This is a genomic window from Streptomyces sp. NPDC051218 (assembly GCF_044455475.1).
GTDB lineage: Bacteria > Actinomycetota > Actinomycetes > Streptomycetales > Streptomycetaceae > Streptomyces.
Genome location: NZ_JBITEU010000007.1, coordinates 198,337 through 213,765 on the forward strand (window position 1 = coordinate 198,337; position 15,429 = coordinate 213,765).

Here is a 15,429-nt window from a genome sequence, read left to right on the forward strand (position 1 = left end):
GGTGGTGAGCGCGTACTGAAGTACGGAGCGACATGCCGATGCTGCATACATGAATTACGCATTCGGCACGGGAAATTGCATAGAAATGCGAGCGCTTTGCATCCTGACGAGCCGTCATCAATTTGTCAAGGCCGTGTCAAAATGCGGCCGTTGATTCCTTTCTCCAGAGGTCTTGACAACTCGATTGGTCTGGACCAGCTTTACGCGCAGTAGCGGTGGCCACCGGCTCTCACCTTCTACCGTCGCTTCTCCCTGGAGGTATTTCCATGGACCGTGTACGCAAGGGCAGACCCGGGGTTCGCCACAGAATCGGAGCGGCCATCGCCGTCGGTGCGGCCGCCGCGCTCGCCGTCACCGGGCTCGCAGCGCCTGCGCAGTCGGCGGACGCCAAGGCGGCGGAGGTGAAGGCGGCGGAGGTTGAAGCGGCGGATGTCAACGTCGCCAAGAACGCCGGGTTCGAGTCGGACCTGAGCAACTGGACGTGCACCGCGAGCAGCGGAGCCATCGTCGCCTCCCCCGTGCGCGGCGGCGCGAAGGCGCTCAAGGCCACCCCCTCGGGTCAGGGCAATGCCGAGTGTTCCCAGATCGTTTCGGTCAAGCCCAACTCCACGTACAAGCTGAGCAGTTGGGTGCAGGGCAGTTATGCCTATCTGGGTGCCCGCAGCACAGGAACCACCGATGTGTCGACCTGGACGCCGGGCAACTCGTCCTGGCAGCAGCTCTCCACCAGCTTCACGACCGGCGCGAACACCACGTCGGTCACCGTGTACACCCACGGCTGGTACGGGCAGAGCGCGTACTACGTGGACGACGTGAGCGTCCTCGGGCCCGACGGGGGCGGCGGCACCGACCCGGTGGAGATACCGGCGGTGCCGCCCGGCCTCAAGGCCGGCACGCCGACGTCCACGTCGGTGGACCTGTCCTGGACCCCGGTGTCCACGGCCACCGGATACACCATCTACCGCGACGGCACCAAGGTCGCCTCGGCCGGCGGTGCCTCCACGACCATCTCCGGCCTCACGCCGGAAACCACCTACAGCTTCCAGGTGAGCGCCTCGAACGCCGCGGGAGAGTCCGCGAAGTCCACGTCCGTGTCCGTACGGACCGCCAAGGGCGGCGGCGGAGACGGCGGCCCCGTGCCCAAGCACGCGCTGACCGGATACTGGCAGAACTTCGACAACGGCGCGACCGTGCAGAAGCTGCGGGATGTCTCCTCGCAGTACGACATCATCGCCGTCTCCTTCGCCGACGCCACCACCACGCCTGGCCAGATCACCTTCAACCTCGATCCGGCCGTCGGCTACTCCTCCACCGCCGACTTCAAGGCGGACATCGCCGCGAAGAAGGCCGCGGGCAAGTCGGTGATCCTCTCGGTCGGCGGGGAGAAGGGCACCATCTCCGTCAACAGCGACGCTTCCGCGACCGCGTTCGCCAACAGCGCCTACGCGCTCATGCAGGAGTACGGGTTCAACGGCGTCGACATCGACCTGGAGAACGGCCTCAACCCCACCTACATGACGAAGGCGCTGCGCCAGCTCTCCGCGAAGGCGGGCCCGAACATGGTGCTCACGATGGCGCCGCAGACCATCGACATGCAGTCCACGTCGGGCGGGTACTTCCAGACGGCGCTGAACGTGAAGGACATCCTCACGGTCGTCAACATGCAGTACTACAACAGCGGTTCGATGCTCGGGTGTGACGGCAAGGTCTACAGCCAGGGCAGCGTGGACTTCCTGACGGCGCTCGCCTGCATCCAGCTGGAGGGCGGTCTCGATCCCTCGCAGGTCGGTATCGGCGTCCCGGCATCGACGCGCGGCGCGGGCAGCGGTTACGTGGCTCCCTCGGTCGTGAACAACGCCCTCGACTGCCTGACCCGTGGCACCGGCTGCGGCTCCTTCAAGCCGTCGAAGACGTACCCGTCCTTGCGCGGCGCCATGACGTGGTCCACGAACTGGGACGCGACAGCGGGCAACGCATGGTCGAACTCCGTCGGCCCAAAGGTGCACAGCCTTCCGTAGCCAACGGCCACACGAGGCAGCTGGGCCGACCTGACCACAACTGCCGTTACCCGTAACCAGGCTGGCGGCCCGGCCCTCTCGTGACGAGGGCCGGGCCGCAACGCCTAACGGCCCCATGCGCCGTCCGTCAACAACACCACCCTCTCGCCCCTCGACGACCCTCGCTCCACAGCGGCATGCGCCCGTCCGGCCTCGTGCAGGGGGAGCCTGCGGATCGCGCGAGAGCGTGCAGCGATCGGCGTCGGTAGGCGCCGCGGTTCTCGTCATGGAACGCCCCGACCACGCGCAGCAACGCGGCGCCCAGGTGCGCGCTCTGCTGCGCGGCTACGGCTCCAGCGCCGACGCCCACCATCCCGTCGCGCCGCATCCCCAGGGCGAGGGAGCTGAGCAAGCCATGCGCGCCGCACTGTCGGACGCCGGTTGCGGAATTGGGGACGTCGATCATGTCAACGCGCACGGGACGTCAACTCCCGTCGGCGACACCGCTGAAGCGCTCGCCCTCCTGCGGCTGTTCCGCGGAGCTCCTCCGGCCGTCACAGCCACCAAGAGCGTCCTGGGCCACGCCATGAGCGCATCAGCGGCCATCGAGGCCGCCTTGACCGTACTGGCCCTGGAGCACCAGGCCGTCCCCCCGACCGCCAACCTCCGTCAGCAGGCACCGGGCAGAGAACTCGACATCGTCACCGATCGCCCCCGCCCCGCGGCGCTCGGCGTCGCGCTGTCCAACTCCTTCGGCTTCGGTGGGCAGAACTCCGCGCTGGTTCTCGCCACTCCTTGACCGGACACCCGCGGCCGGACACCTGCGGCCGGACACCCGCGACCGACGGCGCGACCCCTAATCCGGCGGACCTCCGCGCGCCCCGGCATGCAGTTCTCCTCATACTCAAGACTTGCTTCGAATACTCGCTCCAGGGGCCCGATGGAACTCACCCGGGGCGAGCGGCGAAGGAGAGGTGAAAGCCCAAGCCTTCGAAGCAAGTTCCCCTGAACGAGAGGAGCCCCGATGACCGTCGAACCAGGCGTCCGCGTGGCGGCGGAGAGTGATGCCTCGGTGATAGCGCGGTCCCGGGACGAGCCCGAGGTATTCGCCGTGCTGTTCGACCGATACGCGGAAGCGGTCCATCGCTATCTGGCTCGTCGGCTCGGCGGTGAGCCGGCCGACGACCTCATGGCAGATACCTTCACCACCGCGTTCCAGCAGCGGCACCGGTACGACCCCTCGCGGGCCACCGGCGATGGCGCCAGGCCCTGGCTGTTCGGCATAGCGACCAACCTGGTCGGCCGACACCGGCGGGCCGAGGCGCGCCGCTTCAAGGCCCTGGCGCGCCTCCCGGCTCCGGCCGACCACGAGGAACCGCTGGCCGACCGTGCCGCGTCCCGGGTGGGGGCGCAGGCCGTGGGCCGCGAGCTGGCGGCGGCACTGGCCGCCCTGCCCGCACGGAACCGGGACGTGCTGCTCCTGGTGGCGTGGGGAGGCCTCGGCTACGAGGAGGTGGCCCAGGCCCTGGATGTCCCCATCGGCACGGTCAGATCACGGCTGCACCGGGCTCGCGGCAAGCTACGCGAAGCGCTGGGTGGATCCGACCCGACGACACTGCGAGAGGTTTCCGACCATGCCTGACGAACTCGAACTCCTGCGGGACTGGGACGCGGACGCGGCCCCGCTCACCGAAACGGCCCGAGCGAAGGCCCGCCACCGCCTGCTGAACACGATGGCGCGCACGGAGCGGAACACCGACGCCGCCCCCAGCCGCCGCCACGCGCTACGCCTCGCGACAGCCGCCGTGGCCGCCGCGGCGGTGACGGGAACGGCGGTACTGATCACCGAGGGCGCCGACGAGGGCGCCGACGAGGGCGATCGCCGCGACCGAGCCGAGCGCCGGTCGGGTACGGAGACCCCACGGATGGGCAACGCCAGCGCCGCAACGGTGCTGAACGGGGCGGCAGTTCAGATCGGAAAGCACGAGAAGACGGTGGCGCCGCGCGACGACCAGTTCATCTACTCGAAGCGGATCATCAAGGAGACGGAACGCAGGACCGGCGAGGTCAAGACCTACGAGGACGTGAACTGGGACTCGGTGGACGGCTCCAAGCGCTCCTTGACCATGGAGCTCGGCCGGGTGATCTGGGAGGAGCCCATGGGGAAGGGCGAGGGTGTGTGGCCGCCCCGGGAGTGGAGCAAGCTCAAGAAGCTGCCCACCGACCCGGAGAAGCTGATACCGAAGATCATCGGTGTCGGAACGTCGAGCAAGCCGCTCGGCGAGTTCACCCCACACGACTGGTACGACGCCCACTTCATGCTCGGTGAACTCCTGAAGTGGCCGGTGCTGCCCGAGGGACTGCGTCCCGCCGCGTACGAGGCGATGGCCCTGGCGCCGGGGGTCAGAGCGGTTCCGGGGGTGAAGGACTCCGCCGGGCGCGCTGGCGTGGGGATCTCTTATCCCAAGAGTCCGTTCGCGCACGGCAAGTACCTCATCTTCGATGCGGAATCCTACGAGTTCCTCGGCTTTCGGGATGAGCGGACCTCGGCGTCCGGCGGCAAGACGTACACCCAGCTGTCACACGTGGTGGACTGGGCGATAGTCGACCGATTGAGGCAGCGCCCCTAGCCACGGCGGGCGCCCCTGGGCCGCGGCGGGCAACCCTGGGCCGTGGTGGGAGAGACACCGTCAAGAAGGTGGCACACCGGCGTTGAGGAGATCGGCGCCCAACTGCGTGAGGGTGTGCCGGACGTGCTGGCGCTCCCGCACGCTGGCCACCAGCCCTGCGTTGCGCAGTACCGCCGCGTGCTCACTGGCCGATGACAGCGAGACACCGGCGTCCCGCGCCAGCTCGGAGGTGGTGCGGGGGCCTTGGAGTGTCTGCAGCACCGCGGCCCTGGTGTGCCCCAGCAGCGGCGCCAGCCTGAAGTGTGGCGTGCTCGCCTCCTCCGGAACAGGTGGGCAGGCGGGGTAGACCAGCACGGGCAGTAACTTTTCGTCCAGGAGCGCAACAGGCGTACGGCGGCAGAAGTACGAGGGGACAAGCAGCAGCCCGCGCCCGCCCAAGTGCACGTCCCTGTCGACCGGGTACTCGGCGGAGAGCACAGAGGACTGCCAGCTCAGCATGGGCCCGAACGTGTGCAGCATGGCCTCGGTCCCGGCGCGGCACTGCACCCCGGTGCGGTACTGGCGGTCGGCCTCGACGCGGGCGGCGATGTCTGACCACCGGGGCCCCAGGACGTACGTGTGGTACCGGTGCAGAGCCCGGCCCACCCAGTGCAGCGCGGCCACTTCGCCGTCGGCGAGGCGTCGGGTCCAGGAGGGCAGCGGGTTGTGCTGCGCCAGCAGGGAGAGTTCGTCGCGCAGTCGGCGTTTGGGGGTGGACAGCACGGCGTCGATTCCGCTCTCCAGGCCGCCCGACGCTGCCGCGGGGGTGAGGAAATCCGGGAAGTAGCCGCGGGTCGGCATCAGCGGAGCCAGCGCGCGCATCATGTGCCGCCGGTCCTGACGTGTCCGCTCGGCGGTGCCGGTCCGGGTCCTTTCTCTTCCTTCGCGGAGTTGGTGCATGCTCAGGACGATCTCCCACAGAGGGTCCGGCCCATCGGCGACCCTGGTGCGTGACAGATCTCCCACGGTGAAGTGCATACGCAGCACGGTTTCCCCCGATGGTCCGCTACGGCGTTGTCTTGATGTGGGCCGCCGATCCTGGTCAGGGCTCGGCGCTGTGTCGGGCGCGGGCGGTCACTCTCACGCTAGAAGTCACCGCGGCCCGGGGCCAATGTGCACGGTGCTCAATTCCGGGCGGTGGTTGTGCACGTTGCTCAGATGGCTCGCGCTGCGGCGATGCGCAGGGCGTGGACGACGTCGTGGGTGCCGGTGCTGGTGGTGAGCAGATCGAGGCCCAGGGCGGCCTCGGCGGACCGCAGGTGCGCCCGGACCGTGTTGCGGCTGATGTCCAGGCGGTGAGCGGCTTGCTGGGCGTCGGCGTTGGCGTCGATCCACGTCTGGAGGGTGCGGCGGTGGCGGTCCTGCAGGGGGCGCAGGATCGTCTGGGCCCAGGCAGCGGCGGATTCGGTGCTCAGCAAGTCGGCCAGAGCGGGGTGCCGTTGGGGGCCGGGCTCGGCGGGTGGGCAGGAGCTGGTGAGCGTGAGAGCCAGGTGGACGTCGGCGCGGGAGCGGACGTCGGCAAGGTCCTGCCCGAGGGCTTGTTGCGCACGTCTGAGATGCGCGGTGACGGTGTTGCGGCTGAGGCCGAGCAGCCGGGCCACGCCGGAGCGGGGCATGGTTATGGCCAGGCGGGTGATGTCGGCGCTGTTCTTGGGGGCGGAGTCCAGCGGCCGGAGAAACGCGCGGGCCCAGGCGAGGGCCGGCTGAGGGGGAAGGATGCCCGTCAGAGATGTCTGACCGTGGTGGTACGCCACACGGTCGGCCGTGGTGCGGGCGGCGGCCAGCGCGTGGGTGGCCTGCGTGTAGGCCTCGGCTGTGGCGTGCAGGGGCTGTACGTCGCTGACGCCCAGTGCGTAGCGCGGGTTGTCGCGGACGAGACGGTGCAGTACTTCACCCAGAGCGCGCCCCCGATTACGGGCGCTGCCGCCGCTGCTGCCACCGTCGCCGCTGTGGCCGTCGTCCTCGGCGATGAGGCAGATCAAGTGCTCCTTGAACACGGGGCAGTGCACCATCAGGGCCGTCCCCTGGTATCCGGAAGGGTCCTGGTGGGTCTGGGTGATCTCGTCACGGTCGGCCGATGGGCAGCGCAGCAGATGGATACGTAGCCGTTCGGCGTCGAGCAGCGGGGGAACGGCCCCGGTCGTCATGCGGCGCGCCAGCAGCGGCCCTCCTGCCAACAGCCCGTGCAGGACGGCGAACCGTAACTGCCGTGCTTTGTCCTGGTAGTTGCGCCGATTCCGGTCGCCGGCCTCGGCGTGGCGCAGCAAGGTCAGCACGCTGCCTGTGTGCGACGTCAGCGCGACGGTCTGCGCAGTCGGCTCCGCGCGGGATGCCACCACCAGGACAGCGCGAGGCCTGCGTGGTCCCAGGGCTTCACAGCGCACGTGCAGTGCTTCGGCCTGTGTCGCGGCTGCGGCCAGGTGCCCATCGGAAAGGCGCGCGACCATCCCGGCGAGCGGAGCAAGCACCCTGCGCGGAAAGTCTGCTGTGGACGACTCCACCGTGACCGCGTCCTCCGCGATGACCGCGGCGTCGAGGCCGGTCTGCCGGTGCAGCCAGCCGAGCAACTCGCCGACGCCCGGCCCGGCCTCGCACGAAGCCTGCCGCCTCACCTCACGCAGCAGACCGCCCAGTTGGACTTCCCACCCGCGCCCCTCGTCACGCTCCACGGCCCTGCCCCTCTGCCGGCACTCCGTACCTCCCGGCACGACACGTAACGCCCCAACCACCCACGGGCTTCGAACCGGCCCGGCCCTCACAGCTTCTCATCGGCTGGTGAGCACGGGAGCGAGGAATCCGGCCCCGGATGGGGGGCGGGGGGGCGCGGACGTCTACCTGGCGTCACGGGCGGGTGGAACGACGGCGCCCGGAAGGGGTACACCGGCAAGCACTACTCCCGTGAGTTGCAGGTCCTCTGTGGAGGGGCGACCGCGTCGCTGATCGCATCGCTGATCGCATCGCCGATCGCGCCTCCGGTGGCGTTGCGGACGGCTCGTGCCACGTGGCGGATCACGTTGCCTTCGAGGGCCTCGGGAGTGACTCCGCGCGTCGCGGCGGCGCCGAGTTCCTCGTTGACGACCCTGAAGGCGGCGGAGGCCGCCGCGCCGTGCAGCCGCATCGCGAGCTCGTCGGGTGAGCGCCCGAGGCGCTGCGCGATGATGCCGGTCATCTCGCGCTCCACCTGGTCACAGGCCATGAGCCAGGCTGTTCGGATCGGCGGTTCGTGGTCCGCGAGGCGGATCATTCTGACCGCGAGCAAGGTGTCGGCCTGCGCTCCGGCGTCCGCGGCGTTGTCGTACCTGACGACCTCCGCGGCGAGATGGTCCTCCAGGGAGAGGTGGCGCGGCCAGCTCCGCAACGCGCTCAACTCCCATTCCACGCCCTGCGTGACGATGGGTTCGGCGCAGCTCTCCTTGCTGCGGAAGTGGCGCCAGATGGTGCGGGTGGACAGGCCCACCGCTTCGGCGATCCGGTCGCCGCTGGTCGCTGCCACGCCGTACTCCCAGAACAGGCGGGATGCCTCACGGGAGATTTCCAGACGCAGCCGGTGGCGCCGTCGCTCACTCATACCTCTTGCCGAAGGGCTCGGGAGCGTTGCCATTCGATATCAGCCCCGCACGGTTACCGTGTCCCCCACGGCCCCTCCCGTCGCCCTGCGGACGGCGCGTGCGATGCGTTCGGACGCGTCGGCGAACTGGGCGGGGTCGGCGCCGTCGAGGAGAGCCGCGCCGATGTCTTCGTTGAGGACGCGGAGGGCGGCGGAGGCCGCCGCGGCATGCAGGCGCACATCGAGATCGTCGGCAGGGCGGCCCAGACGCTTCGCGATGATGTCGGCCATCTCGCGCTCCACCAGGTCGCAGGCCATCAACCAGGCGGTACGCAGGGCAGGTTCCGTGTCGGCGAGTCGGATCATCCGCATCGCGAGCCCGGTGTCGGCCAGCTCGACCGCACTCGCCTCGCGACGGAACCTGCTCGCCTCGGTGCTGAAGCGCTCTTCGAGCGACATGTCGGCGGGCCAGTCGCGCAGCGTACGCATCTCCCATTCCACGCCCTGCGTGACGATGGGTTCGGCGCAGCTTTCTTTACTGCGGAAGTGGCGCCAGATGGTGCGGGTGGACAGGCCGACCGCCTCGGCGATCTGGTCGCCACTGGTGGCGTCCACGCCCTGATCCCAGAACAGGCGGGAAGCCTCGCGGGAGATCTCCAGACGCAGCCGGTGGCGCCGCTGCTCGCTCATTCCGTTTCCGCCACGCTTGGCCGCTGCCATGCCGGTCACCTCCGCTCGTTCCACTGCCGGCCCGTCAGTGTCATAATGACACTAAGTGACGCCCGGTTCCAGCTTGGCTCGATCCCAGCTCGGCCCCGGTTGTAGCTCGGCCCGGCTGCCGGGAGCGCGGCGAGTGTTCAGTGCCCGTCCGCGCCGTCGCCCGACTCGGCGCACGCTTCGGCCAGTACGGCGGCGATGTCCCCCACCAGCCCCGCCACGGGATCGTGGGTGAGCTCCGTCATCCGGAGCCGCCCGGCGACGGTGACGACGCCGAGCACGTGCTCGCCGCGCAGCTGGGTGATCTGCCCCGGGCCCCACAGCGCGGTGAGCGTGCCCGTGCTCCGGAGTCGCGGTTCCGCCGCACCGAGGTTGGTGATCTGGATGTCGGCGGCCGTGGCCGCCCCCATCATCGCCTCGGCCTCGCCCGCGCTGGTCGGGGCGTGCGCCGCCAGCGCCGCACCGGCGGCCTTGAGGGCGCCCGGACCGCGCTGCCGCGCGAGCGATTCGCGGGTTCCGCGGGCGAGCTTCCAGAGGTCGTCGGCCTCGTGCGCCTCGCTCGCGGTCCGCGCCCCGGCGAAGCGGTTCACCACCTCGTCAGGCAGGCCGCAGGCACGGCGCAGGTCCATCGGAGTCAGCACCCGTACGTACTCCCGTCCGCGCCGGTGGAACACCACTGCGGCGGCGGCGCAGAGCGCGGCGTGGACCGACGTGCTCTCCTGGCGGCAGCGGTGGAGGAGCCGGGTGGTCAGCTCCTGGTCGAGCGCCAGAGCCTGCAGGTGCGGCAACTGGCCGGAGAACGGGGCGAGTTCGCCGCCCGCGCTCATGCGCGGATCGTCCGGCGGCACCGCGGAGCCCGTAGTGTCCGGCGCCGTGACGTCGCGGGCGAGCAGGTCTTCCAGCGCCTCCGGCACGCCGCCGGGCGCCAGTTCCTCGCCGTCCAGTACCGCCACCAGGTCCAGCAGCACCCGCAGCCCGCCGACCCCGTCGGTGATCTGATGGGCGAACGTGAGCACCATGTCGCACCGTCGGCCGCGAGGCAGAAGGACGGCGCGCACCGACGGGCCGCCCGGAGCCGGGGAGATGGGACGAATCTGCTCGCCGGCCATGACGGCCTGCCAGGGCGTGCCCTCGGCGAGCGTCGTCACCGGGGTCGCCGCGTCGGTCTTCCGGTAGACGGCCTCAGGTCCCGTGCGGTCCACGCTCACCCCGAGCATCGGGTGCCGTTCACGCAGCTTCACCAGGGCCGAGGCCAGCTCGGACTCCGGTATGTGCCGGTCGAGTTCGGCGACCAGGGAGAACTGGAGGGGGTTGTGGCGCATGTAGAGGTCGATGGTGCGCTCGAACGCGCCCAGCGGTCGGACGACTTCTCCTTGGCTCCTCGTCGCCATGGCTTTCCTTTTCCGGGGGAGAGGGGGCGGGCTCTGCGGTGGAGGTCAGCTGCGCCTGCCGGGGAGGTCAGGTGCGCTTGGCCGGCAGCAGGCCGATGGCCACTAGCCGCTTGTTCGAGCTCCGGGCGGCCCAGGCGACCACCAGGAGGGCCAGAGCGAGCAGGGGGAAGCCCATGGCGATCTTGGCGGCGCCCAGCGAGCCGACCTGGTCCGTGGCGTAGAAGTACTGCTGGACGGCGAACCGGGCACCGAAGACGGCGGCGAGCACCAGCGTGGCGACGTCGTAATAGAGCCGCGAGCGCTTGTCGGCGCGCCATACGTTGCCCTTGCCGGTGGCCGCGTTCCAGATCACGCCCGCCAGCGGCCACCGCACCAGGACGGAGGCGAGGAAGAGGACGGCGCCGGCGAGGCTCGCCCAGATGCCGATGAGGAAGTAGTCCTTGGCGGAGCCGGTGAACCAGACGATGCCGGCGGCGATCACGACGCCGAACACGCCGCCGATCGCGGGCTGCACCGACTCCTTGCGCACCAGCCGCAGCACGCCGATGGCCACCGCGACGCCGAGGGCGGCGATGATCGCCACGCGCATTCCGCCTGCGCTGTTGGCGACGACGAAGGCCAGTGCGGGCAGCGCCGAGTAGATGACTCCTTCGGTGCCTCCCGCCTGGTCGAGGACCGAGGGGCGTTGCTGGGATGCCGTCTGCTCCGCCTGTGCGTCGGTTTCTGTCTCCAGGAAGCTCTTGGTCTTCATGGTGGTCAGTTCTCCCGAGTTCGTCTGGGGGCAAGGTGCGGTAATGCAATGTCACTAAGTGATAGCGTGGCATTAAGTGACACAACTGGCCACCCCTCGGCGCGTGTGACGTGCCTCACTCGGTGGCCATCATTGGCCGACTGCCCCGGAAGGTCGGTCGTACCCCTCGGAGGTTTTGTAGAGGGGTACTTGTAGGCACCTGGCGCCGTCGAGCGCCCTCGCAGGAAGGACCGACATGGCACAGCGGGAGACCATCTCCGTCGAGGAGTTCTTCGGACCGCCGCCTCGCGCGAAGGCCACCCTTTCGCCGGACGGCAAGCAGATGGCGTACCTGGCGCCCTGGAAGAACCGGCTGAACGTCTGGTTGGAAAGCGTCGACGCACCCGGAGACGCGCGGTGCGTGACCACCGAGGATCGTGGAGTGGTGAGCTACCACTGGACCCGCGACCCGCGGTGGCTGCTCTACTCCCGGGACCAGGGCGGCGACGAGAACCTGCACCTCTACCGCGTCGACCTGGAGGACCCGGACGCCACCGCGGTGAACCTCACGCCCTATCCCGGTGTGCGCACCGCCGGCCTGGACCTGCCCGCCGGGCGGCCCGGCAAGGTGATCACCCAGCTGAACCTGCGCGACCGGGCCCGGTTCGACCTGGTCGAACTGGACATCGCCACGGGCGACCTCACGACCCTCGCCCAGAACCCCGGCGGCGTCGAAGGATGGCTGTACAGCGAGCGCGAGCTGTTCGCGGTGGCGATGACGGCCGACGGCGACATCGAACTGTCACGGTGGGACGGGGCGACAGGCGCCCTGGACTTCGTGGCGCGGTTCGAGGGCGGCGACGCCCCGCTGGGGGCCTACCCCACGGAGGTCACGCCGGACGGCACCGGCGTGTGGCTGGGCTCGCACCTCGGGAGTGACCGTCTTCGCCTGGCCCGGCTCGACCTGGCCACCGGCGAGGAGGAAGAGGTCGACTCCCACCCGGAGTTCGACCTGGACACGCGTGCGCGGGTCTTCCCCGCCCTGCCATCCCCGCTGATCCGCAGCCGGCGCACGGGTGAGCTGCTCGGAGTCCGCTACCTCGGGGAGCGGCAGGTCATTCACGCTCTGGACCCGCACTTCGCCGCGGTCCTGGAGAACCTGGAGAAGCTGTCCGACGGTGATCTCGCAGGCCTGTCCTCCGACGAGAGCGGACAGCGCTGGGTGGCCGCCTTCACCCACGACCGCGACCCCGGGGCCACTTACCTCTACGACCACACCACGGGCGAGAGCCGCGTGCTCCACCGGGCGAAGCCGCACCTCGACCCTGATTCCCTGGCACCGATGCGAACGGTGTCGATCACCTCCCGCGACGGTCTGACGCTTCCCTCGCACCTGACGCTGCCGGTCGGGTCCGAGCCCTCGGGGCTGCCGCTGGTGCTGTTCGTCCACGGCGGCCCCTGGACCCGGGACAGTTGGGGGTACAACCCCGCCGCGCAGCTCTTCGCCAACCGAGGCTGCGCGGTGCTCCAGGTCAACTTCCGGGGCTCGACCGGTTATGGCAAGGCGTTCACCAGGGCCGGCATCGGGGAGTTCGCAGGCAAGATGCACGACGACCTCATCGACGGCGTGCGCTGGGCCGTCGATCAGGGGTACGCCGATCCGGACCGCGTGGCCATCATGGGCGGCTCCTACGGCGGTTACGCGGCCCTGGTGGGCGTCACCTTCACCCCGGACGTCTTCGCCGCCGCCGTCGACGTCGTCGGCATCTCGGACCTGGCCAACTTCATGCGCAGCCAGCCCGACTTCGTCAAACCGATGCTCGCCTACAACTGGTTCACGTACGTCGGTGACCCGGCCGACCCGGAGCAGGAGGCCGACATGCTGGCCCGCTCCCCGATCAGCCGCGTCGACCAGATCCGCACCCCGCTGATGGTCGTTCACGGCGCCAACGACGCCCGCGTCGTCCTCGCCGAGTCCGACCAGCTCGTCGAAGCCCTCCGCGCACGAAGCGTTCCCGTCGAGTACATGGTGATGGAGGACGAGGGGCACGCCATCGAGAACCCGGAGAACGTGATCGCCCTCTACACCGCGGCGGAACGCTTCCTCGCCGAACACCTCGGCTTCGAGACCCACAAGGCATGAGGGCACTCGCCCCATGCCGTGCGCCACCTGAAACCCCGCCCCCTCCTCATGGGAGACGCCATGCCCCAGACGCTGCCGCAACGCCTGTACCTGCTCTGCTACACCGTGGACCAGGGCAAGTTCCAGCTCGACAACAAGCCCAAGGGCTGGCTGCAGTTCATACACAACAAGGCCCACACCGCGGAGACTCCCGTCCGCGACCAGCTCTCCGCCAGGGGAGAGGTCGACGTCTCCCGCGGCAAGGTGATGGGACTCATCCCCGCCGACCGGGTCACCGTCGCCCACCCGCAAGATGTCCGCGCTCTCCAGGATCGCGTACGCGACACCGTGCTCGGCGGAGCCGACCCGGCGTCGATCCCGCTGGATGAGCTGGCCACTCGCCGCACGGTTCGATGAGCTCGTCCCCGGCCTGCGCAAGGCGTTGCGCGACTCCTACCTGTCGAGCCGGGCGGTCGGCGGGGGCTGGAGCGCGTGAATTCTGGGAGCGCTGGAGGGAGCACTGGATGTCGTCCGTCAAGCGGTGAGCGGCACCTCGGCGAGGGCCTGCCAACCCTCGGGTGCGAGGGCGACCACGTGCACGGCCGACACCTCGGTGGAGATCGGTAGCCGCCCGGAGACGCGACGCGCGACATCGGCGGCAGTGGAGGGTGCTGCGGCGTCCAGCGCCAGGGTGACGTGCACCGGCGGGTCCTGCCCGAACCGACCCCCGTAGGGGACCTGTTCGGGGAACGCGGCGCGAACGGCAGTGGCGAGGGAGCACAGTTCGGGCACCGGGACGCTGACGAAAGAGCGGGCCGGCTCGACCTCGGCCAGCCGCAGGGGGATCCGGCCGTCTTCCGGCGAGGCCCGTACCAGCACGGCCCGGAGTCGCTCCAGTTCCGCCGGGCCGATCCGGTCGGCCGGCAGCCACGGGTAGAGCAGCGTCGCGTGAGCGGGTACCCCCGGTCGCACCACCCGCGCGTCCACCTGGGCGGCCAGCTCCAACAGCGGTTCGGCATCCGGCAGTAGAGCCAGAACAGCCGTGGTTCCAGAAACCGGCATCGCAACCATCCCCCGGGTCTCCCGCGTCGAGTGCCGCCGCATCATCCTGCGCCGGTGAAGCCGGCGTATCTCTCCTCGGTTCCGGTCTCGCTTCGGTTCCGGTCTCTCCTCGGTTTCGGCCGCCGAGCAGCAGTGTCACCGACAGCATCGATCCCTGTCACATCGCCCTCCCGACGTATCCGAGGAGGGTATGTCGATCGATGGCCCATCCAGGTGTCCTGGATGCAGTGCAAGTCCCCTCCTGTGCACCGCAGTTGATGCTCTCCCGCTATCGCCGATCGGTATCGGTACGAACTGGCCCCGCCGTCCCGATACTCGTCCCGACCGAAGGCGCACCGCAGGCCCTCGGTCCCGGGATCCCGGGCATCCGCGTGCCCCAAAGTTCCCGGCGACCCCGGCCATACAGGCCACCGGACATCGGGAAGGGACACACCCCCCATGAACAGATCCCGCACCAGATCGCTCGCCATCCTCGGCGCCGCCGCTCTCGTCGGCTCGCTCGCCGCCGCCCCCTCGGCATTCGCTGCGCCGTCGCCCGACGTGGCCAAGTCCCTCTCCACGAGCGCCACATCGAACGCCACGGCGGCCTATGCGGGCTCCGCCGAGAACGAGGCCGCCAACCGGCGGTTCTTCGACGCCGTCATGAAGTCGGCGCTGAAGAAGCAGGCGGCGCAGCCGGGCATCCAGGTCGTCACCGTCCGGTACCGCACGACCCGGGCGCCGAGCTTCCGCAGTCAGATAGCGCAGAGCACGCAGATCTGGAACTCCTCCGTCAGCAACGTGAAGCTCCAGGAGACCAGCTCGACCGCCGACTTCGAGTACCGCGAGGGTAACGACTCGCGCGGCTCGTACGCCTCCACCGATGGGCGCGGCCACGGCTACATCTTCCTGGACTACCGGCAGAACCAGCAGTACAACTCCACCCGCGTGACGTCTCACGAAACGGGGCACGTGCTCGGCCTGCCCGACCACTACTCGGGCCCGTGCAGCGAGCTGATGTCCGGCGGCGGCCCCGGCACGTCCTGCACCAACGCCTACCCGAACGCGCAGGAGCGTCAGCGGGTCAACAGCCTCTGGGCCAGGGGGATCGCCACCCTCAAGGACAAGGGTGAGCTGACGAAGGTCCGCTGACCGAGCACGCCACCCGCTTGGCACATCGCCCCGTACCGCAGGCAACCTCCGTACCAAGCCGGC

Annotated in this window: 14 protein-coding genes; 7 read left to right on the forward strand and 7 right to left on the reverse strand. The window is 69.8% G+C overall.

The window, feature by feature from the left end; genetic code table 11:
- Positions 1 to 266: 266 nt before the first annotated feature.
- The 4 genes from ACIBCK_RS22100 (at position 267) to ACIBCK_RS22115 (ending at position 4,627) form a co-directional block, all read left to right on the forward strand.
- Positions 267 to 2,018, forward strand: coding sequence for a chitinase (locus tag ACIBCK_RS22100; RefSeq protein ID WP_399392654.1), 1,752 nt, complete (start codon positions 267 to 269; stop codon positions 2,016 to 2,018).
- A gap of 265 nt (positions 2,019 to 2,283) precedes the next feature.
- Positions 2,284 to 2,796, forward strand: a complete 513-nt coding sequence (locus tag ACIBCK_RS22105; RefSeq protein WP_399392656.1) for a beta-ketoacyl-[acyl-carrier-protein] synthase family protein — start codon at positions 2,284 to 2,286, stop codon at positions 2,794 to 2,796.
- Positions 2,797 to 3,021: 225 nt separating this feature from the next.
- Positions 3,022 to 3,639, forward strand: coding sequence for an RNA polymerase sigma factor (locus ACIBCK_RS22110; RefSeq protein ID WP_399392657.1), 618 nt, complete (start codon positions 3,022 to 3,024; stop codon positions 3,637 to 3,639).
- The gene (locus ACIBCK_RS22115; RefSeq protein ID WP_399392659.1) at positions 3,632 to 4,627 is read left to right on the forward strand and encodes a CU044_5270 family protein; all 996 of its coding nucleotides are present in this window, start codon (positions 3,632 to 3,634) and stop codon (positions 4,625 to 4,627) included. Before ACIBCK_RS22110 ends, ACIBCK_RS22115 begins: the two co-directional genes overlap by 8 nt.
- Before the next feature lie 60 nt (positions 4,628 to 4,687).
- Here ACIBCK_RS22115 and ACIBCK_RS22120 read toward each other — a convergent pair whose 3' ends face one another.
- From ACIBCK_RS22120 to ACIBCK_RS22145, 6 genes are all read right to left on the reverse strand, one after another.
- On the reverse strand, positions 4,688 to 5,644 hold the full coding sequence (locus ACIBCK_RS22120) for a helix-turn-helix domain-containing protein (RefSeq protein WP_399392661.1): 957 nt from the start codon (positions 5,642 to 5,644) through the stop codon (positions 4,688 to 4,690).
- Positions 5,645 to 5,820: 176 nt separating this feature from the next.
- Positions 5,821 to 7,335 (reverse strand): helix-turn-helix domain-containing protein, encoded by a 1,515-nt coding sequence (locus ACIBCK_RS22125; RefSeq protein WP_399392663.1) that lies wholly within the window; start codon positions 7,333 to 7,335, stop codon positions 5,821 to 5,823.
- 221 nt (positions 7,336 to 7,556) lie between these two features.
- A complete protein-coding gene (locus ACIBCK_RS22130) occupies positions 7,557 to 8,234 on the reverse strand; it encodes a TetR/AcrR family transcriptional regulator (RefSeq protein ID WP_399392665.1) in 678 nt (225 codons plus the stop codon).
- A gap of 39 nt (positions 8,235 to 8,273) precedes the next feature.
- Entirely contained in the window at positions 8,274 to 8,933 is a 660-nt protein-coding gene (locus tag ACIBCK_RS22135; RefSeq protein WP_399392667.1) for a TetR/AcrR family transcriptional regulator, read from the reverse strand.
- Between the two features lie 137 nt (positions 8,934 to 9,070).
- The gene (locus ACIBCK_RS22140) at positions 9,071 to 10,321 is read right to left on the reverse strand and encodes a peptide synthetase (RefSeq protein WP_399392669.1); all 1,251 of its coding nucleotides are present in this window, start codon (positions 10,319 to 10,321) and stop codon (positions 9,071 to 9,073) included.
- 67 nt (positions 10,322 to 10,388) lie between these two features.
- Complete coding sequence (locus tag ACIBCK_RS22145; RefSeq protein ID WP_399392671.1) at positions 10,389 to 11,072, reverse strand: DUF3159 domain-containing protein; 684 nt, start codon at positions 11,070 to 11,072, stop codon at positions 10,389 to 10,391.
- A gap of 235 nt (positions 11,073 to 11,307) precedes the next feature.
- Here ACIBCK_RS22145 and ACIBCK_RS22150 point away from each other — a divergent pair, with 235 nt between their 5' ends.
- Positions 11,308 to 13,194 carry a S9 family peptidase gene (locus tag ACIBCK_RS22150; RefSeq protein WP_399392673.1) on the forward strand — a complete coding sequence of 629 codons (1,887 nt, stop codon included), beginning with the start codon at positions 11,308 to 11,310 and terminating at the stop codon, positions 13,192 to 13,194.
- Positions 13,195 to 13,254: 60 nt separating this feature from the next.
- A complete protein-coding gene (locus ACIBCK_RS22155; protein ID WP_399392675.1) occupies positions 13,255 to 13,590 on the forward strand; it encodes a GPP34 family phosphoprotein in 336 nt (111 codons plus the stop codon).
- 117 nt (positions 13,591 to 13,707) lie between these two features.
- On the opposite strand, the gene ACIBCK_RS22160 is transcribed toward ACIBCK_RS22155, so the two are convergent.
- Positions 13,708 to 14,235 carry a 2'-5' RNA ligase family protein gene (locus tag ACIBCK_RS22160; protein WP_399392677.1) on the reverse strand — a complete coding sequence of 176 codons (528 nt, stop codon included), beginning with the start codon at positions 14,233 to 14,235 and terminating at the stop codon, positions 13,708 to 13,710.
- Positions 14,236 to 14,673: 438 nt separating this feature from the next.
- Between ACIBCK_RS22160 and snpA the strand changes: the two genes are divergently transcribed.
- Complete coding sequence (gene snpA, locus ACIBCK_RS22165) at positions 14,674 to 15,366, forward strand: snapalysin (protein WP_399392679.1); 693 nt, start codon at positions 14,674 to 14,676, stop codon at positions 15,364 to 15,366.
- The last annotated feature ends 63 nt before the right edge of the window (positions 15,367 to 15,429 follow it).